The 19718-nt window shown below is 61.7% G+C and carries 16 protein-coding genes; 10 read left to right on the plus strand and 6 right to left on the minus strand.

Annotated features, from left to right (window positions below; genetic code table 11):
• The first annotated feature begins 81 nt into the window (after window positions 1–81).
• Together Q0I65_RS06045 and Q0I65_RS06050 are read left to right on the plus strand one after the other, a co-directional pair.
• Complete coding sequence (locus Q0I65_RS06045) at window positions 82–1920, plus strand: ABC transporter ATP-binding protein (RefSeq protein WP_296061166.1); 1839 nt, start codon at window positions 82–84, stop codon at window positions 1918–1920.
• The gene (locus tag Q0I65_RS06050; RefSeq protein WP_296061168.1) at window positions 1921–3678 is read left to right on the plus strand and encodes an ABC transporter ATP-binding protein; all 1758 of its coding nucleotides are present in this window, start codon (window positions 1921–1923) and stop codon (window positions 3676–3678) included.
• Window positions 3679–3755: 77 nt separating this feature from the next.
• Here Q0I65_RS06050 and Q0I65_RS06055 read toward each other — a convergent pair whose 3' ends face one another.
• Both Q0I65_RS06055 and Q0I65_RS06060 read right to left on the minus strand, forming a co-directional pair.
• Entirely contained in the window at window positions 3756–6422 is a 2667-nt protein-coding gene (locus Q0I65_RS06055) for an ABC transporter permease (RefSeq protein ID WP_296061172.1), read from the minus strand.
• A 7-nt stretch (window positions 6423–6429) separates the two neighbouring features.
• Window positions 6430–7146: an ABC transporter ATP-binding protein gene (locus Q0I65_RS06060; protein WP_296061173.1), complete on the minus strand. Its 717-nt coding sequence runs from the start codon at window positions 7144–7146 to the stop codon at window positions 6430–6432.
• A gap of 290 nt (window positions 7147–7436) precedes the next feature.
• On the opposite strand from Q0I65_RS06060, the gene Q0I65_RS06065 reads away from it, so the two are divergent.
• Window positions 7437–8819 (plus strand): sodium-dependent transporter, encoded by a 1383-nt coding sequence (locus Q0I65_RS06065; RefSeq protein WP_296061177.1) that lies wholly within the window; start codon window positions 7437–7439, stop codon window positions 8817–8819.
• Window positions 8820–8909: 90 nt separating this feature from the next.
• Here the strand turns inward: Q0I65_RS06065 and Q0I65_RS06070 are convergent, their stop codons facing one another.
• Both Q0I65_RS06070 and ilvA read right to left on the minus strand, forming a co-directional pair.
• On the minus strand, window positions 8910–9833 hold the full coding sequence (locus tag Q0I65_RS06070) for an AEC family transporter (RefSeq protein WP_296061180.1): 924 nt from the start codon (window positions 9831–9833) through the stop codon (window positions 8910–8912).
• 119 nt (window positions 9834–9952) lie between these two features.
• Window positions 9953–11185 (minus strand): threonine ammonia-lyase, encoded by a 1233-nt coding sequence (ilvA, locus tag Q0I65_RS06075; protein WP_296061183.1) that lies wholly within the window; start codon window positions 11183–11185, stop codon window positions 9953–9955.
• Between the two features lie 115 nt (window positions 11186–11300).
• On the opposite strand from ilvA, the gene Q0I65_RS06080 reads away from it, so the two are divergent.
• The 3 genes from Q0I65_RS06080 to Q0I65_RS06090 all read left to right on the plus strand — a co-directional run bounded on the left by Q0I65_RS06080 (window position 11301) and on the right by Q0I65_RS06090 (window position 12786).
• Complete coding sequence (locus tag Q0I65_RS06080; RefSeq protein ID WP_296061187.1) at window positions 11301–11678, plus strand: RidA family protein; 378 nt, start codon at window positions 11301–11303, stop codon at window positions 11676–11678.
• A gap of 88 nt (window positions 11679–11766) precedes the next feature.
• Complete coding sequence (locus Q0I65_RS06085; protein ID WP_296061189.1) at window positions 11767–12243, plus strand: universal stress protein; 477 nt, start codon at window positions 11767–11769, stop codon at window positions 12241–12243.
• Between the two features lie 21 nt (window positions 12244–12264).
• On the plus strand, window positions 12265–12786 hold the full coding sequence (locus Q0I65_RS06090) for a GNAT family N-acetyltransferase (protein WP_296061191.1): 522 nt from the start codon (window positions 12265–12267) through the stop codon (window positions 12784–12786).
• A 130-nt stretch (window positions 12787–12916) separates the two neighbouring features.
• Here Q0I65_RS06090 and Q0I65_RS06095 read toward each other — a convergent pair whose 3' ends face one another.
• A complete protein-coding gene (locus Q0I65_RS06095; RefSeq protein WP_296061193.1) occupies window positions 12917–13510 on the minus strand; it encodes a TetR/AcrR family transcriptional regulator in 594 nt (197 codons plus the stop codon).
• Window positions 13511–13674: 164 nt separating this feature from the next.
• On the opposite strand from Q0I65_RS06095, the gene Q0I65_RS06100 reads away from it, so the two are divergent.
• The 4 genes from Q0I65_RS06100 (at window position 13675) to Q0I65_RS06115 (ending at window position 18406) form a co-directional block, all read left to right on the plus strand.
• A complete protein-coding gene (locus Q0I65_RS06100) occupies window positions 13675–14505 on the plus strand; it encodes a DegV family protein (protein ID WP_296061196.1) in 831 nt (276 codons plus the stop codon).
• A gap of 318 nt (window positions 14506–14823) precedes the next feature.
• Window positions 14824–15726 (plus strand): extracellular solute-binding protein, encoded by a 903-nt coding sequence (locus tag Q0I65_RS06105; RefSeq protein WP_296061201.1) that lies wholly within the window; start codon window positions 14824–14826, stop codon window positions 15724–15726.
• A 106-nt stretch (window positions 15727–15832) separates the two neighbouring features.
• Window positions 15833–17281 (plus strand): molybdate ABC transporter permease subunit, encoded by a 1449-nt coding sequence (gene modB / locus Q0I65_RS06110; RefSeq protein ID WP_296061204.1) that lies wholly within the window; start codon window positions 15833–15835, stop codon window positions 17279–17281.
• Entirely contained in the window at window positions 17282–18406 is a 1125-nt protein-coding gene (locus tag Q0I65_RS06115; protein WP_296061207.1) for an ATP-binding cassette domain-containing protein, read from the plus strand.
• 204 nt (window positions 18407–18610) lie between these two features.
• Here Q0I65_RS06115 and Q0I65_RS06120 read toward each other — a convergent pair whose 3' ends face one another.
• A complete protein-coding gene (locus tag Q0I65_RS06120; RefSeq protein ID WP_296061210.1) occupies window positions 18611–19546 on the minus strand; it encodes an AEC family transporter in 936 nt (311 codons plus the stop codon).
• Window positions 19547–19718 lie beyond the last annotated feature (172 nt).

The following is a 19718-nucleotide window of genomic DNA, read 5'->3' on the forward strand; positions in this document are numbered from 1 at the left end:
GTAAAGAAACGCTGCCGCTGCGTTGGAAGCGGTGGGTGCCACACCCAAAAACAGTGGCAGAAAGAATATACGAGGAATCTCATGGCAAAGGAGAAGAAAAAGGAAGGTGGGGGCATCGGCGAGCTGCTTGCGTACGCTGGCGATCGCAAGCTCCTCACGTACCTGGGGATGGGGTTGTCGGCGGTGTCGCAGCTCTTGAGCTTCGGCCCCTACGTGTGCATCTGGTTCGTGGCGCGCGACCTCATTGCTGTGGCCCCCAACTGGAGCGCGGCTGCAAACATCGCGGCGTACGGCTGGTGGGCCGTGGGCTTTGCCCTGGCGAGCATCGTGGTCTACTTCGCGGGCCTTATGTGCACGCACCTGGCGGCGTTCCGCTGCGCGTCCAACATCCGCAAGACCACAAGCGAGCACCTGCTCAAGCTGCCGCTCGGCTACTTCGACGCGCACGCCACCGGTGAGCTGCGCCGCATCGTTGACGGATGCGCTGCCTCGACCGAGACGCTGCTCGCGCACATGCTGCCCGACATTTCGGGTGCCGTGGCCATGGTCGCGGGCCTGCTCGTGCTGCTCTTTGCCTTCGATTTGCGCCTGGGCGCGGCCTGCCTCATCTCGGTCGTTATTTCGTTTGTGGCGATGGCGACCATGATGAGCGGCAAGGGCGGCGAGTTCATGAAGGCCTATATGGGCGCGCTCGTGCGCATGAACAAGAGCGGCACCGAGTACGTGCGCGGCATCCCCGTGGTCAAGGTGTTCCAGCAGACGGTCCATTCGTTCAAGGCCTTCCACGACGCCATCGCCGACTATGCGCGCATGGCGCAGGACTACGCCGGCACGTTCTGCCGCGCGCCTCAGGTCGCAAACCTCACGGCTCTGAACGGTCTCGTGGCGTTCTTCTTGCCCGTGGCGCTGCTGCTTGCCCCCGGGGAGGCGGATTTTGCCCGGTTCGTTGCCAACTTCGCGTTCTACTCGATCTTCTCGGCTGTGGTGCCCACCGCGATGACCAAGCTCATGTTCGTGGGCGAGGCATCGCAGATGAGCGCCGACTCGTTGGCCCGCATCAGAGGCATTATGGAGGCCGAACCCCTCGCTGTCTCGCCTGCGCCCAAGCGCCCGACGGGAAACAGCGTGCGCTTCGACGATGTGAGCTTCACGTATGAGGGGGCTGAAGGTCCCGCCGTCGACCATGTGAGCTTCGACGTCCCCGCTGGCAGCACGCTCGCGCTCGTCGGCCCCTCGGGCGGCGGCAAGTCCACGTGCGCCTCGCTCATCCCGCGCTTCTGGGATGCGACTTCGGGCAGCGTGCTCGTGGGCGGCGTCGACGTGCGCGACATCGACCCGCACGAGCTTATGGACCACGTGGCCTTCGTGTTCCAGACGAACAAGCTCTTCCGACAGACGCTCGCCGACAACGTGCGCGCCGCGCGGCCTAACGCCACGGATGAAGAAGTGCGCGAGGCCCTCGCCGCCGCCCAGTGCGACGACATCGTGGCGAAGCTGCCGCGGGGCATCGACACTATGCTCGGGCCCGGCGGCGCGTATCTTTCCGGCGGGGAGGTCCAGCGCGTGGCGCTTGCCCGCGCGATCCTCAAGGACGCGCCCATCGTCGTGCTCGACGAGGCGACGGCATTTGCCGACCCAGAGAACGAGGCCCTTATCCAGCGCGCCTTCACGCGGCTGGCTGAGGGGCGCACGGTCATCATGATCGCCCACAGGCTCTCGACCGTCGTGGGCGCGGACCAGATCGTGGTCCTCGACCAGGGGCGCGTTGCCGAGATCGGCTCGCACGAGGCGCTTCTTGGCAAGGGCGGTCTCTATGCAAAGATGTGGGCCGACTACGAGCAGGCGGCCAGCTGGAAGATTTCCGCCGCGGTTGCCGATGCCGCCGCAGACGCCGTCGCCGCGAAAGGGGGCGAGGCCTAGATGTTCGCCTCATTCAAAAAGAAGTACTTTCTGTCCGATAAAGGCATCGCGGGGGTGAAGCGCGGGATTTTCTGGACCACGATTACCAACCTGGTCACCATGGCTGGCATGGGCTTTCTGTTCCTGGTTATGGCAGGGTTCGTCGACCATTTGACGACGGGCGCGGACCTGCCCGCCGCCCTGCCCATCGTGGCCGGCCTTGTGGTCTTCCTTGCTCTGCTCTTCGCTTCGAACTGGCAGCAGTACTACTACACTTATTGCATCTTCTACGAGGAGTGCGGCAACCAGCGCGTCGAGATCGCCGAGCGTCTGCGAAAGCTGCCCCTTTCGTTCTTCGGCCGCCGCGACCTCGCCGACCTTACCGAGACCATCATGGGCGACGCCCAGGCCATGGAGCACGCCTACAGCCATGTTTTGGGCGAGCTGTGGGGCGCCGTCATCGCGAGCGCCATCGTGTTCGCGGGGTCGCTGTTCTTCTGCTGGCAGCTTGCCATCGCGGCGTTTTGGAGCGTGCCCGTGGCGTTTGCCGTCCTGTGCCTGACGCGCGGCCCCATGACCCCGGTGTTCGACCGAGTCCGCGCCGAGAAGGTCAAGGTCACCGAGGCCGTCCAGGAAACTCTCGACTGTGTCCGCGAGATCCGCGCCACCAACCAGGAAGCGCACTATCTGGCAGGCTTGAACGCCGTGATCGAGCGCGAGGAGCGCGAGACGACCAGGGGCGAGCTCGCCAACGGGCTCCTGGTCAACTCGGCATTCGCCATCCTGCGTCTGGGAATCGCCACTACGCTCGTCACGGGCGCCGCGATGGTCGTCTCCGGCCAGGTCGACTTCATGGTGATGTTCGCGTTCCTGCTTATGGTGAGCCGAATCTACGCTCCGTTCGACCAGGCCCTTATGCTCGTCTCCGAGTTGTTTGCCGCCGAGTCGTCGGCCAAGCGCATGCGCTCCATCATGGAGGAGCCCGTGGCGCAGGGCAGCGAGAAGTTCGAGCCTTCGGGCCATGACGTGGTGTTCGACCACGTGGCGTTCGGATACGGCGCGGGCGAAGACGGGCGCGCCGGCGAGAAGGTCCTGGCTGACGTGAGCTTCACCGCAAAGGAAGGCGAGGTCACGGCGCTCGTCGGTCCGTCCGGCTCGGGCAAGTCCACCGTGACTCGTCTGGCAGCCCGCTTTTGGGACGCCACCTCCGGCAAGGTCACCGTGGGCGGTGTTGACGTCGCGAGCGTGGACCCCGAGGCGCTGCTGCGCGATTACGCGATCGTCTTCCAAGACGTGCTGCTCTTCGACGACACGGTGATGGGCAACATCCGGCTCGGCCGTCGCGACGCCACCGACGAGGAGGTCCTGGCTGCCGCGCACGCCGCGAACTGCGACGAGTTCGTGAATCGCATGCCGCAGGGCTACGACACCCTGATCGGCGAGAACGGATCCAAGCTCTCCGGCGGCGAGCGCCAGCGCATCTCCATAGCCCGCGCTCTGCTCAAGGATGCGCCTATCGTCCTTTTGGACGAGGCCACGGCGAGCCTGGACGTCGAGAACGAGACCGTGGTGCAGGAGGCTCTTTCCCGCCTGCTCGCGGGCAAGACCGTCATCGTGATCGCGCACCGCATGCGCACGGTAGAGAACGCCGACAAGATCGTGGTCCTGAAGGAAGGCGTGGTCGCCGAGCAGGGTGCGCCTGCCGAGCTCAAGGCTGCGGGCGGCGAGTTCGCGCACATGGTCGAGCTCCAGAAGGAGACGGCTGCCTGGCGGCTGTAGGGTCGTCCCCCTTTGAAAACGGCCTATGCGTGAGGGGCGCCTTCCCTTTGAGGAAGACGCCCCCCGCACGCGGTCTTCTATTCCTGCACCTTTAAGGCCTCGGCGAGGCTGACGCGTTTGATGGAGCGCGTGTGCAAAAACGCCACGACGAGGTAGGTCGCAAACCCGATGCCTGCACACGCGGCCATAGCTGACCACGGCACGTAAATCTCGATGTTGCCGTTGTAGGTGAGCAGCATCGTGCGGAAGATCGCGGCGAGCGATTCGATGATCAGCGGCTCGCACAGCACGAGCGAGGCGACGACGCACAGCGTGATCGATCGGATGTAGAGATGCGAGATTTCGCCGTCGCGGTAGCCGAAGACCTTCATGTAGCTGATCGAGCGGGCGCTGCGGTCGATCACGGCCTTGGTCAGCAGGTACATGAACAGCAGGAAGATGAATACGGCGAGCCCGACCATCAGGCCGATTAGGCTGCTCATCATGTCGATGAACTGGTCGCCGACGGCGCGCATGTCGTCGGGCGTGGTATCGCCGGAGAAGTAGCGCGAGTCGAGGTCGAGCTCCTCGTCGCTCACGTAGCCATTGAAGTAGGAGGCGTCGTTGCCGAAGAGCTCGTTGAAGTCATCAATGCTCATGTAGACGTTCATGTCCGACTTCGTGCCCCACGCGAAGTCGTCGCCTGCGTACTCGAGGAAGTAGTCCTTCTCCTCGTACTTATCATCGAGCTCGACCTTTTGCCCTTCTTTCCAGCCGAACTTATCGAGAAGCCCGCGGCCGAAGATGACGCGGTTGCCGCCGACGTCGAGGTCTTTCCAGTAGCGCGAGTCGGGCGAGATACCGTAGATGGACACCGTCTCGGTGCCGTTTCCCTCGCCACGGTCGTATTGTAGCTGGTAAATGGCGTATTTTTCAGTCTGGGCAACCTTATCTGCGCCGTTGTCGACCGTGTTCACGGGGTGGATGTCGTCTTCGCTGGCGTCGATGTTGGAAGCGGCGTCGATAAGGTCGATGGTCTCGTCGCGATCGCAGCCGAGAGCGTTTGCGAGCTCGTCAAGGCACGTGTAGAGGGCATCCTTCTTGTCCTGCACCTCTTCGAGCGCATTGGCTGCCGCTTGCATGTTGCCTGCTGAGGGCGAGGCGGCGAGTATGTCGGCAGCCGTCTGCGCTGCGTCTACCGCGTCCCCGAGCTCGTCTTCCGCGTCCTCGGCGGCGGAAAGAAGCGCGCCGTCGACGGACTGCAGGCGGTCGAGAGCGGCCCATTGTTCGCGCTCCTCGGCACTGCCCTCGAGCTCGAGCGGGGCTTTGAGCGTGTACTGGTGCTCGGCTACGAGGCTCGTCTCGAGGTTGTCGGCATAGTGCGTCATCGTGGGGAGAATCGCGAGGCCGAAGAGCAAAAGCAGCGAGGCGAAGGCGACGCCTACGAAAAGTGTGGCGAAGTTTCCGAGGTTGCGAAGGAAGATACGCAGGCGGAAGCGCACAACGAAGCCCATGCGCTCAGGCAATCGCAACCCGCGCTTGGTCCCGGACTTGCCGCTGGCCTCGTGGCGCAAAAACTGCAGGGGCGTCTTGCCCATCTTGCGGAGAAGCCCCACGAGCGTGATGAGGATGAGCGCAGCTGCGGGCACCACGGCGCATTTGAAGAAGATTTCCCAGCTCCAGTACACGTGGAAGGGCGGCAGGCTGTAGGAGCCGTAGTAGAGGCTGCGCATGGGCTCGGTGAAGAACGCCACGCCGAGCGCGCATCCCAGGCCCGCTGCGAGAATTCCCACGATAGCGGGTAGTGCAAGGTAGTGAAGGACTATCTCGCGCTTGCGGTAGCCGCTGGCGAGAAGCGTGCCGATGATGGCGCTTTCCTCCTCGATGGTGGCGTTGGTGAGCACGACGAAGACGAAGGCCATGATCACGATGATGATGTCGAGCAGCGTCGTCCACATGGCGGAGTCGCCGTCCACGTCGTTTCGGGCATAGCCGATGCCCTGGTTGGAGTCGGCATCGATAAGATCATCCACGCGCGCGTCGGCGTCCGTTAAGGCCTTGACTATGTCCTCCTCGGCATCGGTGCGGTCGGCGACGGAGAGGTTTCGGTTGTTGAAGACGAACGAGTAGGTGTAGGTGGGCGCGCCGCCGGCGTCCTCGAGGGCGGTAAAGCCGGCGTCGGTGACCTCGGCCACGCCATAAGTGATGGTATTTACCGTGAAATCGGAGTTGTTGGGAAAGAGGGCTTGGCTGTCAGGCTGCGTCATGATGCCGCAGATGGTGTAGGCACGGCCGCTGAGCTCGACGGTATCTCCGACAGCGAGCTCGTTGTTCTTGGCGAAAACGCGGTCTATGGCGACTTCGTCGTCTTCTTGGGGCTCGGTACCTTCGCAGTAGGACGCGATATCGACTTCGGTGCGGTGCACGTAAGTGCGTAGCGTGCGCTTGGTGCCGTCGTCGCCGACGGGCTGCTTTATGGTGGCGTCTATGGAGAAATTCCTGTAGAAGGTGGCGCCGCCGACGTCTTCCGTGGCGCCTTCGGCTGCGTCGATCTGGGCGTCGGTCGCCTCGAACGCCGTCACTATGCGGCCGTCTTCAATGGTGTACTCGTCACGCATTTCGTCGATGATGCTGCCGATGGAGTGGGCGGCAAGCAAGAAGCCCGACGTGAGGGCAATTGCGCCGCACATGAGCAGGAAGATTCCCAAGTATTTGCCGATGTTGTTCTTGAGCTCGCGAGGGAGCCGTCTGGCCAAGGGGGTCATCGCGTGCCTACCAATCGAGCTCGGAGGCGGGCACGGGCGAGCTGTTGACCTCGTTTTCGGCCAAGCGTCCGTCGCGCAGGCGCAGCACGCGGTCGGCCATGCGGGCGATGGCAGCGTTGTGCGTTACGATTACGAGAGTGCAGCCGTACCGCTGGTTTACATGCTCCATGAGCTCGAGCACTTCTTTGGAGGTCTTGTAGTCGAGGGCGCCCGTGGGCTCGTCGCACAAGATGAGGCCGGGGTTCTTAACGAGCGCGCGGCCGATGGCGCAGCGCTGCTGTTGACCGCCGGACACCTGGCGCGGGAACTTGTTGCGGTGCTCCCAGAGGCCAAGCGAGCGCAGGAGTTCCTCCATGGGAAGGGGATTGCTCGAGAGGTGTGCCGTGACCTCGATGTTCTCCTTGATGGTGAGATCGGGCACAAGGTTGTAGAACTGGAAGACGAAGCCAAGCTCGCGCCGGCGGTACTCGCCGAGGTCCTTGCTTGAGAGGGCGGTGAGCTTGCAGCCGCCGACTGAGATCGTGCCGCCGTCGGCGCCCTCGAGGCCGCCGATGAGATTCAGGAAGGTGGACTTGCCCGAGCCCGAGGGGCCGAGCATGACGCAGATCTCGCCGCGGTTCACGGTGGTGGTTATGCCGTCGAGCACTTGCACGCGGGCTTCCCCGTCGCCGTAGTGCTTGGCAAGACCCTCGACGACGAGGTAGGGGGTACTTGATTTGGCCATGGTCTTTCTTTCTCGAAAAAGGGCCCACGTGGCCCCTTAAGGTTGTATTCAGCTAACTTATAGCGTAAAAGTTAGCCATATGCAACGCGCTTTGCCAGGTTCCCGTCATTTTTCGAGGGACCTATCGGGCTCTTCTTTTGCATTTGCTATACCGCAGCTGGGCGAAGGGGAGTGCCGAATACCCTTCTCTCGTGCGTGAATTCGTTTCATTCAGGTAAAATAACGCGAATTGGAGGGCTTCAGCCTGCGCAACGCTTTTGCTTGCGCTCTTGATTGGAAAAGGGAACAGTATGGCATCAATGAAAACCGGATCGCGCTCGTCGTGGTCAGGCAAATGGGCGTTTATCTTGGCCGCTGCCGCCTCGGCGGTCGGCTTGGGAAATATGTGGCGTTTCCCGTATCTGGCGGCAAAGTACGGCGGTGGCACGTTCCTCATCACCTACCTGGTGCTGGTGTTCACGTTCGGCGTGTCGCTCTTGCTGCTTGAGACGGCGATCGGCCGCAAGACGGGCCTCTCGGCCATCGGCGCGTTCCGCCACTTTGGGAAGAAATTCATGTTCATCGGCGTGCTGGCGTCGGTCGTGCCCTTCATCATCGTGCCGTATTACTGCATCATCGGCGGTTGGGTGACGAAGTATGCCTTCGCCTATATTGCAGCTGGACCTGCGGCTATGGCGGATGGCGGCACGTTCTTCTCGAACTTCATCACCAACGGCGTCGACAGCTCGATCTTCATGCTGATCTTCATGGCTGCTGCCTTCGTCATCGTGGCGCGTGGCGTGAAGGGCGGCATCGAGAAGGCGAACCTCATTTTGATGCCCGCGCTTATCGTGATGGCCATCGCGATCGCCATCTTCACGCTGACGCTCCCCGGAGCGCTCGACGGCGCGGCGTACTATCTGATGCCCGACGTCTCGAAGTTCTCTCCGGAGTTGGTCATCGGCGCGCTCGGGCAGATGTTCTACAGCCTGTCGCTCGCCATGGGAATCATGATCACCTACGGCAGCTACCTCGAGAAGAAGGCGTCCCTGACGCAGTCCGTCACGCGTATCGGCTTCTTCGACCTGGGCGTGTCGTTCCTCGCCGGTCTCATGATTGTGCCTGCCGCGTTTGTCGCGATGGGCTCGGGCGACGCTGTTGCTCAGAACTCCGGTCCCTCGCTCATGTTCATCATCTTGCCCGAGGTGTTCGCGGACATGGGGCAAGTGGCGACCATCGTGGGCTTCGTCTTCTTCCTCTTGGTGTTCTTCGCGGCGCTCACCAGCGCGATCTCGCTCACCGAGACCTGCGTCTCCATCATCCAGGATGGCGCGGGATTCTCGCGTCGCAAGTCTCTGGTGATTACCATCGTGTTCATCGTGGTGGCCGGGCTTTTCATCAACTCGGGCTACAACGTGCTTTCGTTCATCCAGCCCCTAGGCGAAGGCTCCTCGCTGCTCGACTTCGCCGACTTCATCTCCAACTCGGTCATCATGCCGATCGTGGCACTTCTGACCTGCGTGTTCGTCGGGTGGATTATCAAGCCGAAGACGATTATCGACGAGGTGCGCATCTCTGCGCCCTTCAAGGCCGCCAAAGCCTGGTCGGTTATGGTGAAGTACATAGCGCCTGTACTCGTGGTGGTTATCCTCGTGACTGCGCTCGCCCAGTCGCTCGGTATCATGAAGTTCTAACGCGCTTCGCTCTGCGCACGCCGCTTGAGCGTCGCCCGCGCATTGCGTTTTCTTGCGCCCTGCCAACCTTATCGTCGGCAGGGCGCTTCTTTATGCCGCAACGCCGCTTGCAAGGACGATGGCCGTCGTCGCGACGATGCCGAGGATGATGGTGATTGCGTTCGCGAGCCCCGCCAAGCCGAAATCGCCATCCGACCAGAGCGTGAACGTCGGACCCATAGCGCTCGCCGGCGCCCAAAGAAGCATCACGATGACGATGCGCGTGGTTGCGTCGAAGGGTAGAAACGCGAAGACGAGGGCGCTTGCCACGATGGACACGACGACGCGAAGCCCGATAAGGCGCGCCACCTTCGCGAGTTTCTCGCGGCTGACCTCGAAACGGATCATGAGACCCAGCATGAACATCGCTAGGAACGAGTTCGCGTTCGCGATGGGCGCGGTGAACTGCACGACCGCGTCGGGGATGTGGATTCCCGCCACCGCGAGCACGATGAGGATGATGTAAGCATCGAACGCAATTGACTTCGCGAGTCGTTTCGTGACGAACCTCACTGGATGCTCGACGGGTCCCTTGCCCTCGACGAGGCCGGTGAGCGCGTAGGAGCCGCCAGTCATCATGATGGCGTTGCCCGCATCGAACAGGCAGGTGGTCACCGCGAGCTGTGCGGGGAAGAGCGTCTGCACGAAGGGCAAGCAGAAGCACCCGATGTTGAAGCCGCAGCAGTTGAGCAGGTAGAACACGCGGTCGCGACGCTCGGAGCGGCGGGTGAGCCCGAGCACGGCAAGGAAGGGGATAAGAGCGCAGGCAAGTCCGAGCGGAACGAGGATGAGCAGGTCATGAGTGAACTCCGCCGCGCCGAACGCGTGGACGATCGCGCAAGGCAGGGTGAAGGTGAACACGATCTTGCTCACGCACTGCTCGGGGCGCGGTCCAAGCGCTCGCGATCGTCCCGCCAGATGACCTGCGACAATGATGGCGACAAATGCCGCCACTTTCAACATGACTTCTTCCATGCCTTCGAATCACTGTCCTTCCAAAAGCAGACAGGGGCGAACCAGCGAGAGGTTCGCCCCTGTCGTGGGGTGGTGCCTTATGCTTTGCGGGCGGGACACAACACTCGCCCGACCTGCGCTTACAGATGCGCCTGGATGACGCGTGGGCGGAAGCCCTTCGCTTCGAGCGCCTCGACGATCTGCTGCTTGTGCGCGGTGCCGAACGCCTCGATGGTCACGCGCAGCTCCACGGCGGCGTTGCGGTTGGTCGTGACGAACTGGTTGTGATCGAGTCGAACGACGTTGCCCTTGCTCTCGGCGATGACCTGGGCGACATTGACGAGCTCGCCAGGGCGGTCGGGCAGGAGCACGCTGACCGTGAAGATGCGGTCGCGCTGGATCAGTCCGTGCTGCACGACCGACGACATCGTGATGACGTCCATGTTGCCGCCCGAGAGGATCGACACGACCTTCTTCCCCGTGCAGTCGAGATGGCGCAGCGCGGCGACGGTGAGAAGCCCCGAGTTCTCCACGATCATCTTGTGGTTCTCCACCATGTCGAGGAACGCCACGATGAGCTCCTCGTCTTCGACCGTGATGATCCCGTCGAGGTTTCGCTGGAGATAGGGGAAGATCTTGTCGCCCGGCTCCTGCACGGCGGTGCCATCGGCGATGGTGCTCACATGCGGCAGTTTCACGACATGCCCCGCCTCGAGCGAGGCCTTCATGCATGCGGCCCCCGCAGGTTCCACGCCGATCACCTTGATGTGCGGGTTTAAGAGCTTGGCCAGGGTCGACACGCCCGTTGCAAGCCCGCCGCCGCCGATGGGCACCAAGATGTAGTCGACAAGCGGCAGCTCCTGCACGATTTCCATCGCGATGGTGCCTTGGCCGGTGGCGACGCCCAGGTCGTTGAAGGGGTGCACGAAGGTGAGCTCGCGCTCCTCGGCCAGCTCGAGCGCGCGGGCGTAGGCATCGTCGTACACGTCGCCTGCGAGCACGACCTCAGCTCCGAGCGCTTTGGTGCGCTCCACCTTGATATAGGGGGTCGTTGCGGGCATGACGATGGTGGCAGGCACGCCGTAGCGCTGCGCCGCGTAGGCCACGCCCTGCGCGTGGTTGCCGGCCGACGCGGTGATGAGGCCGCGCTTGCGCTCGTCGTCTGAGAGCGTGCTGATCTTGTAGTATGCGCCACGCACCTTGTAGGCGCCGGTGCGCTGCATGTTCTCCGGCTTGAAGAAGACGCGATTGCCCGCGATCTCGCTGAAGTGCGGGCTCTCGATGAGCTTGGTCTCCTGGGTGACCTCGCGAACTTTGTGGGCCGCCTGCTCGAAGGCGGGCAGGGTGAGCATTTCCTGAGCTTCGTCCGACATCGTTTTTCCTTGCATTTCTCAATGGTTCATAAGCGTCCATCACTATAATCGTCACATGCGAGAAAACCGCGCAACATTTTCCGAATATGGCGAACTTCAAGAAAGAAGGCACAATATGAAAACCATCTCCACCACAAACGCGCCGGCGGCGATCGGTCCTTATGCCCAGGGCAACATTGCGGGCGGTCTTCTGTTCGCGAGCGGTCAGATTCCGCTCGACCCCGAGACGGGCGAGATTGTGGGCTCGACCATCGAGGAGCAGACTGCGCAGGTCATGAAGAACGTGGCCGCGATCCTCGAGGCGGCCGGCACCGACTTCGACCACGTGGTGAAGACGACGTGCTTCTTAAACGACATGAACGACTTCGCTGCCTTCAACGCCGAGTACGCGAAGTCCTTCGGCGAGGTGCGCCCCGCGCGCTCGGCCGTGGCGGTCGAGAAGCTCCCCAAGGGCGCGCTTGTGGAAGTCGAAGTGATCGCTGAGGTGAACTAGCCTCTTCGCGCAAGCGGTTCGGCGTATAATGGTGCTGCAGGGTTCGCGTGCGAGCATTGCGCGAACGGTCGTTTGAAAGGAGCACCTCATGCTGTACAGCAAGATTATGGTTCCCTACGATGGTTCCGAGCACGCGAAACATGCCCTCGAATATGCGAAGGACCTCGCGGCGATCTCCGATGCGAAGATCGCGATCGTGCATGTGGTGCCTTCGGGCGTCATGGGCGTCGACCAGATCGGCACGGAGGGGTCCCTTGACGGCGTCCCGTTCGGCATGCTGAACTACGAGCAGTACGAGGGCGTGGTTCGGGCAGCGCTTGACCAGGCGAAAGAGAAGGTCACGGAGAACCTGGTGGGCCTTGTCGAGGACATCGCCGACATCGCGACCATCGATGTTGTTGCAGGAACTGCCCCCGCCGAGGCGCTTGCGCGCTACGCTGACAAGAACGGCTGCGACTTGATCGTCATGGGCCGACGCGGCCTGGGCGCCATTCGCGGCATGCTCGGAAGCGTGAGTTTCGGGCTTCTACGCTCGACGGAAGTTCCCGTTCTGACGGTAAAATAGGTAAATAGGATTCTAACTTTCATGACTGCACTTGATTTCTCGACTCTTGCGGGTGAGGGAGCAACGATTCGCCTCGCCACCAAAGAGGACATTCCCGCCATTTGCGACCTGCGTGTCGCCCAATCGCTCGAGTACTGGGGGGTGAACCCCGGCCAGTCGGAGCTTGCCCATTTCCGAAGCGAGACCGAGGCTCATCTCAGACGCACGCTCGGCGAACGCGTGATGTTCTTGTTCGTCGAGGAGGACGGCGAGATTGCGTCCATGTCCGGCGTCGAGGTGTTCGATCGCCTGCCGACCTTTGGCGGCGTGTCCGGCGTGCAGCGCACGGCGACGGTGGTTGCCTGCTACACGCGCCCCGAGTTCCGCGGTCACGGGCATATGGCTGCCATGTTGAGCGCGTGGCCGCTTGTTGCGATGCGCGCGGGGGTCGATGCAATCTATGTGGAAACGCGCAATGCGACGATGCGCCACGTTGCCGAGAAGACCGGCTACGAGCACGCCTCCGATCGCTTCAGGATGACGATCGAGATGGAAGTCGACTAAAGATTGCCGACTGAGTACGGCTGACGTTTGCGAACTGAGCCTTCATGCGGCGATAGGGGTTGCGGCCCCTATCGCCGCTGTGCGTTTCGGGGCTCTTGTGCGAGGGGCGGCAAATTCCCGACCCCTCCCGCTACCCGATGAGAGCGCTGTGGAAGAACAGGGTTGAGTTGAGAAGGTCGTCGAACGCGGCGAAGACGACCTTCTTCGTTTCGCGAAGCGACATTCCTTGGGCGCGGCATTGGCTGAACATGCCGAACAACCCGTTGCACACGAGCGCCGCCGTGAGCGGCGAGGGGTATTTCGGCTCGAGCGCGTTGCGGTGATTCTGCACGTAATTCTCCACGACACGCACCACGTGGTTGAAGCATGCCGAATGCAAGTAGGGATTCTTCGTCGACGAGCAGTGGATGAAGATACCGTCTCTCTGTTCGAAAACGCTGAAGATGCAGGTCAAAAGGTTGTGATAGCTGTTGGTCGGAATCTTTCGCGGATTGTTCTCCGCCTGGAGCTCGCGATAGCGTTCCTCGGCCTTCGCCATGTCGTCGCAGAACAGCTCGTCGGCGAGGGCGTACTTGTCGTCGTAATAGGTGTAGAAGGTGATGCGGCTTACGTCGGCGGCCCGGCACAGCTCGGTGACGGTGATCTTCTCGAACGGCATGGTCACGAGCAATTCGACGAGCGTGCGCTTGATGGTGCGCTTGGTTTTTACGACGCGCTTATCCATATCGACCTCACATTACGTCGTAACTGTATAAGTAACTGACATTCTGTCGGGCATTGTAGTTGTTGCAGCAATCGGTTTGGCGTACCTTTAATGCGAAACAGATAAGCTACGGAAACTGTCGAGCGCTGTCGGCATCAGGCGCGCATGGGCGGCAAGGGGGAACTATGGTGCGCAGGGTCGTCGTCGACTCTTCGGCGAATTTGTTCGTCGCAGATACGCAGGATATCGTGTCGGTTCCGATGAAGGTGCGCGTGGGGGAGCGGGAATTTCCCGACGACGAGAACCTCGACGTGGGTGAGCTCATCGAGGCGTTCTCGGACGAGGCAGCCGAATCGAGTACGTCGTGCCCGAACATCGCGGAATGGACATCCGCGTTCGCGGGCGCGGACGAGATCGTCGCTCTTGCCCTCACGAGTAAGATTTCGGGCGGGTACAACTCGGCGCAGGCCGCCGCGAAGCACTACCTGTTCGATCACCCCGAGGCGAAGGCGTTCGTGCTTGATTCCTTGACGACCGGCCCCGAGCTGGAACTTCTCGCACAGCGCGCCAATGAGCTCGCGCAAAGTGACATGGACTTCGACGATCTGACGCATGAGCTGCGCCGTTACGCCTCGCGCACGCATCTCATGTTCTCGCTTGAGCGCATCGACAACTTCGTGCGCAACGGACGTGTGAGCCCGATTGTCGCGAAGGTCGCGGGCGTGCTCGGCGTGCGCATCGTCGGGCAGGCGAGCGAGGAGGGCGAGCTCGGCGTGCTCAACAAGGCGCGCGGAGAGAAGCGTGCGCTCAAGCAGCTTTTCGAGAACATGGAGACCGTGGGTTTCGTCGGCGGCCGCGTGCGCATCAGACACACCGAGAACCCGAAGATGGCCGAGGCGCTCGCGGCGAAGATTCGCGAGATCTGGCCTTCATGCGACATCTGCATCGGCGCCAACCGCGGCCTGTGCTCCTACTACTGCGAGCCCGGCGGCGTTCTCGTGGGCTTCGAAGGGTAGCCCAGCCCAATACCGCGGTCCCCGCAGCCCCGCTTGTCCCTCGTTGGAATATGGGACAAGCGGGGCTTTTATGTTCCATAATGTTGTTGATTACCATCGTTCAGAATAAAAGTATTCGCGAATATAGCTGAACGACAACGATTTTCCTTGACTATATACTTATAAATAAATAACCTAAGTATCGGTACATCGAAAAGGGATATGACGATGCGTGCTTGGTTTGAATTCGCGCAAGCCGGAGCTGCTTCGCAAAACGATGTGCTGCGGGCCTTCGCCTTTCGGCGGGGCTCGTATTCGACCACTTAATGGGAGGAACACATGAAGAATCAGGTACGCTTGGTGCTGTCCGCCGTGCTCGCGCTTTCGCTCGTCGGGGCGTTCGCGATGTTCGGCTGCTCCAGCAACACCACCACCGAAAAGAAGGACGATACCGCCAAGACCGAACAGGCCGAGCCGGTTGAGCTCCAGGTCTTCGCCGCAAACTCGCTCTCCAAGGCCATGGAAGACATCCAGAAGGCCTACATCGAGGACGGCCATGACAACGTCACCTTCAAGGACACCCAGTACAAGTCTTCCGGCGAGCTCAACGAGATGCTTGGCGCCGGCTCTTATGCCGACCTGCTTATCTCCGCTTCCAAGGGCTCCATGGACACCGCGGTTTCCAAGGGCTATGTGGACGAGTCCACACGCGTCGACATGTTCAAGAACGATCTCGTGATGGTGTCTAAGGAAGGCGCCGAGATGAAGGACGTCACCCTTGACGACATCGCGGCTGGCAAGTACGCCATCTGCGTCGGCGACGACTCCGTCCCGGCTGGCAACTACGCTGCTCAGTCCCTCTCCACCGTGGGCGTCTATGCTCCCGCTGGCGACGACGCCGGCAAGACCGGCAAGGACATCACCGGCAAGGGCGGTTCCTATAACACCGATATGGTGAAGGACGGCAAGGTCGTTCTGGACACCTCCGTCGGCAACGTCTGCAAGCATGCGCAGTCCGGCGACGTCGACATCGCGTTCGTCTACACCTCCGACGTGTATCGCTTCGGTGGCGTGCAGGTCGTCGGCACCGTTCCGGCCGATACCCACAAGAACATCGTGTACCCTGGTGCCATCACCAAGGACTGCACGAACGTTGAGGCGACCCAGGAATTCCTGGATTGGTGCCTGAACAGCGAGAAAGCTCAGAAGATTTGGCAGGACTGGGGCTTCGAGTTGGCGTAGTATAATCTTCGCTAAGAAGGTTCGTCTTGAAGTAGCAATCTGGGGATGGGCGACGCGAATCGCTCATCCCCTTTCTTGTCCATGGGGTGCAAGGAGAAGGGGTTCCATGCGCGCGAGAAAGTTTATCGCAAGTCTTGCTCTGTCGGCCGCGCTCGCGGTTGGCGCGCTGCCGAGCGCGGCGTTCGCTGACGACGCGCTCGGCGATGTCGACAGCCCGCGAACGCCGACTGCGGCGACGCCAACGTCGGGCACGTCCGATTCGGCTTCGGGTGAGTCCACGTCGGATGCCGAGGCGACCACGGACGGCATCGAGGTGTCGCGAGAGGGCTCGGCGGCTCTGAAGGACGGGGCAAGCTTTGCGATAGGCGATTTCTCGCGTGCTCAGAAGGGCTCGAACCGCGCGATCGACGGCACGTATTACGGGTATTCTTACCTGGTTGGCCAGGAAGAGGGCGCATTCGTGCAGGTGGTTGCGGCCGACAAGTACGTCGTCGCCTACGTTCCCGCTGCCGCGGCTGCGAAGCTCGGCCTCGACGTGCAGAGCGCATCCGACCAGGCGCAGCTGAAAAGCTACTTCGTCGCGCTCGACGAGGGGCAGGCCATGGGGTCGGCCAAGCTCTCCGAGTACGACACGTGGTACTTCACAAGCGACACGACGTTCGACAAAGATGGCGTTCGCTTTACGTTCGACCGGGTCATCAATGGTAATGTCTATGCAAGCGTCATCGGCGTCGACGGGTTCGACCTCACCGATTCGGAGAATTCCCTCTACATGAAGCCGTCGTTCGGGGACTTCGGCAAGCTCACCTCGCCTGACGCGGTGAGTATCGAGAAGGCTCCCGAGGGGCTCGCCGCCGTGGGCGAGTTCCTGTCGAACCTCGACTGGAGCCCTCTGTGGGTCTCGCTTCGCACCACGGGCATTGCCATCGTGTTCATCGTCATATTAGGTCTTTTGGCGGCGTATTTCTGCCTGAACCTCTCCCCGCGCGCGAAGAGCATCTTCGACGCCATCTTCACCATCCCGATGGTGCTGCCGCCTACGGTGTGCGGCTTCATCCTGCTGTTCGTATGCGGCTCGAACACGGCGTTCGGGCAGTTCTGGATCGACATAGGCTTCCCGCTGATCTTCAGTCCCGTAGCCTGCGTCATCGCGGCTGTGGTCGTGGCGTTCCCGCTCATGTATCGCAATGCGCTCGGTGCGTTCGAGGGGCTCGACCGCAACATGCTCGACGCCGCCCGCACGCTTGGCTGGTCGAACGCGAAGATCTTCCGCAAGCTGATGCTGCCCCTGTCGTGGAGTTCGATTGCGGCGGGCATGGTGCTCGCCTTCGCCCGCGCGCTCGGCGAGTTCGGCGCGACGCTGTTCATGGCGGGCAACTACATCGGCATCACGCGAACCATCCCGATTGCCATCTATTTCGAATGGATGAACGGCAACGATTCCACCGCGTGGTTCTGGACGCTTGTCATCATCGTGTTCAGCCTGATCGTCATCGTGTTCATCAACCTGTGGTCTAACCACACCACGAAGTACCGCAAGAGGGAGCAGAAGTAGATGAGCCTTGAAGTAGACATTCGCAAGAAGTTCAAGGGCTTCGAGCTGCATAATGCGTTTTCTGCAGGCACGGAGACGCTCGGCCTTTTGGGCGCATCCGGTTGCGGCAAGAGCCTAACCATGCGATCAATCGCGGGGATCGAGCGGCCCGATTCGGGGAAGATCGTCGTGAACGGCACGGTGTTCTTCGACAGGGCGCCGGGCAAGAAACCCAAGGTTGACCTGACGCCGCAGCAGCGCAAGACCGCGCTTCTCTTCCAGAATTACATGCTGTTCCCGAACCTGACCGTCGCGCAGAACGTGGCGGCGGGCATCGGCAAGGACGTGAGCGCGGCCGACCGCGATGCTGCCGTGGCGTGCGAGCTCAAGCGCTTTGGGCTCGAGGGCTTCGACAAGCGCTACCCGGCGCAGCTCTCCGGCGGCCAGCAGCAGCGTGTCGCCTTAGCGCGCATGCTTGCGGCGCGTCCGGGGATCCTTATGCTCGACGAGCCGTTTTCCGCGCTCGACGCGCACCTGAAGAGCGTGCTCGAGCAGAATCTTGTGAGCCTGTTCGACGCGTTCGACGGCACCATCCTGTACGTAAGCCACGACATCGACGAGGCGCTTCGCTTCTGCGACCGCATCGCCGTGGTGGAGGATGGCCACGTGATGGAGATTGGCACGGGCGACGACTTGGTGAACAACCCGCAGAGCCAGGCGGGCATCAAGCTTTCGGGGTGCAAGAACGCGACGCGGGCGGAATACGTGGACGGCCATCGCGTGCGCTTGCCGCGCTGGGGCATCACGGTGGAGACGTCTCGCGAAGTGTCCCGGGACGTCAAGTGCCTGGGTATGCGTGCTTTCTACCTCGAGCGAGCTGACGGCCCTGGCGAGAACGTCTACCGAGTGCGGGTCGATCGAGTGAGCGATTCGCGCTTCGAGCGTACGGCGCTTCTGGGTTTCGTGGACGCTTGCCGCGACGAGCGGGAAATTCTCGATCGCAATGAGGACGAGATGAAGTACCTGCACCAGCACATGTTCTGGCGCGTGGACAAGCTGCGGGCTGATGAGGCGAGCCTTCCCAACGAGGGCGAGGAGCTTTGGATCCGCATCCCGAAGGATCGCGTCTACCTCGTGTCGCGGTAGCGCTCATTGGATGTGCGGTTGGTTGCGACTCGCATTCGGGCATGGGGCGTGTCCCGCGCGCAGTTCCGCAGCGCAGCGAGGACTGTTTGAGCACGGGATATGCCCTGCCCCCCGAAAGCGGGGGAGGGACGACCTCGCATTCCCGCGCTCGAATGCCCCGTGTCCGAATGTCTCGCGCTGCCTCGCCTTCCCGTGCTTCGTCTTCTATCCGATGACCATGACGAGAATCGGTATCGTGATGATCGACAGCACGGTCGTGACGAAGGTTCCTTGTGCCATGGTGCGCGAGTCGCCGCCGTATTGGTAGCACAGCATCGTGCCGTTCGTGGCGACCGGCATCGCGCACAGCACCACCATGATGTCGATGAGCATCGGGTCGACCGGCACGAGGCGGAAGAGCGCCCAGACGATGAGCGGCGAGACGATGAGGCGCGCGAGGGACGCAATCCACAGGCGCGGGCCTCCGATGAGCTTGGAAACCGGCAGGTCGGCAAGCGACGAGCCGATGATCAGAAGCGCGCCCGGCGTGGTGAAGGAACCGAGCGTCTCGGCGGCGTCGCCGATGATGGGCACGCTGTGCACGTTCAAAAGCGTGAGGACGATAGCGATCGCGCAGGCGATGTTCGCCGGGGTGAGGAAGGTCTTAAGCCCCATCTTCACCTTTGCGCCGCGGCCGGAGTCCTGCGCGATGAACCAAACGCCCATCGTGAACACGAGGAAGTTGAACGGCAGGTTGAAGATCGAGCCGTAGATGAGCGTCGAGGGCCCGAAGATGGCCGACAGCACGGGGAACCCGATGAAGCCGACGTTGCCGAACGTGAGCATAAAGCGGAATACTCCCCTGTGTCCGTCGCGGACGCCGAGAAGCTTCGTGACGAGGAACGCGAGCGCGGTCATGATGGCGAAGCTTACGATCGACAGCCCCATGGTGATGAGGATTTCGGTCGATCCGGGGAGCGAATCGGCGGTGAGCACCGAGCCCAAGATCATTGCCGGCAGCGCTGTATTCAAGATGAGTTTTGACAGGCCCTTGTCGATTGCCTTGTCCATGACGTGGGCTTTCTTCGCGATATATCCAATCGATATATCGAAGAACAGGATGACCATCGTGCCGAGAATGCTGAGAAATTCGCCGTCCATACCAGTTGTGCCTCCGTGCAGGTGATGTGCTTCTAGGAAAAGTGCCGCACGATAATAACGCCGCTCGCGCCGCCACAAGAAAAATATGCAGACCTGTTCGGTGGATGGAGTAAGCTGTGTCGGCTTAGTGAAGATGGACGTTTTTGGGACGCCCTCGGAAAGGAAGTGGGTG

Source organism: uncultured Ellagibacter sp. (genome assembly GCF_934643285.1).
Classification (GTDB): Bacteria; Actinomycetota; Coriobacteriia; order Coriobacteriales; family Eggerthellaceae; genus Ellagibacter.

Bases quoted from the DNA above. Each gene is read 5' to 3' on its own strand.
- Q0I65_RS06080 (WP_296061187.1), top strand. From the start codon at position 11,301: ATGAAAACCATCTCCACCACAAACGCGCCGGCGGCGATCGGTCCTTAT.
- Q0I65_RS06070 (WP_296061180.1), bottom strand. From the start codon at position 9,833: ATGGAAGAAGTCATGTTGAAAGTGGCGGCATTTGTCGCCATCATTGTC.
- Q0I65_RS06115 (WP_296061207.1), top strand. From the start codon at position 17,282: ATGAGCCTTGAAGTAGACATTCGCAAGAAGTTCAAGGGCTTCGAGCTG.
- Q0I65_RS06085 (WP_296061189.1), top strand. From the start codon at position 11,767: ATGCTGTACAGCAAGATTATGGTTCCCTACGATGGTTCCGAGCACGCG.
- Q0I65_RS06060 (WP_296061173.1), bottom strand. From the start codon at position 7,146: ATGGCCAAATCAAGTACCCCCTACCTCGTCGTCGAGGGTCTTGCCAAG.
- Q0I65_RS06100 (WP_296061196.1), top strand. From the start codon at position 13,675: ATGGTGCGCAGGGTCGTCGTCGACTCTTCGGCGAATTTGTTCGTCGCA.
- Q0I65_RS06050 (WP_296061168.1), top strand. From the start codon at position 1,921: ATGTTCGCCTCATTCAAAAAGAAGTACTTTCTGTCCGATAAAGGCATC.
- Q0I65_RS06105 (WP_296061201.1), top strand. From the start codon at position 14,824: ATGAAGAATCAGGTACGCTTGGTGCTGTCCGCCGTGCTCGCGCTTTCG.
- Q0I65_RS06120 (WP_296061210.1), bottom strand. From the start codon at position 19,546: ATGGACGGCGAATTTCTCAGCATTCTCGGCACGATGGTCATCCTGTTC.
- Q0I65_RS06095 (WP_296061193.1), bottom strand. From the start codon at position 13,510: ATGGATAAGCGCGTCGTAAAAACCAAGCGCACCATCAAGCGCACGCTC.
- modB (WP_296061204.1), top strand. From the start codon at position 15,833: ATGCGCGCGAGAAAGTTTATCGCAAGTCTTGCTCTGTCGGCCGCGCTC.
- Q0I65_RS06045 (WP_296061166.1), top strand. From the start codon at position 82: ATGGCAAAGGAGAAGAAAAAGGAAGGTGGGGGCATCGGCGAGCTGCTT.
- Q0I65_RS06090 (WP_296061191.1), top strand. From the start codon at position 12,265: ATGACTGCACTTGATTTCTCGACTCTTGCGGGTGAGGGAGCAACGATT.
- Q0I65_RS06055 (WP_296061172.1), bottom strand. From the start codon at position 6,422: ATGACCCCCTTGGCCAGACGGCTCCCTCGCGAGCTCAAGAACAACATC.
- ilvA (WP_296061183.1), bottom strand. From the start codon at position 11,185: ATGTCGGACGAAGCTCAGGAAATGCTCACCCTGCCCGCCTTCGAGCAG.
- Q0I65_RS06065 (WP_296061177.1), top strand. From the start codon at position 7,437: ATGGCATCAATGAAAACCGGATCGCGCTCGTCGTGGTCAGGCAAATGG.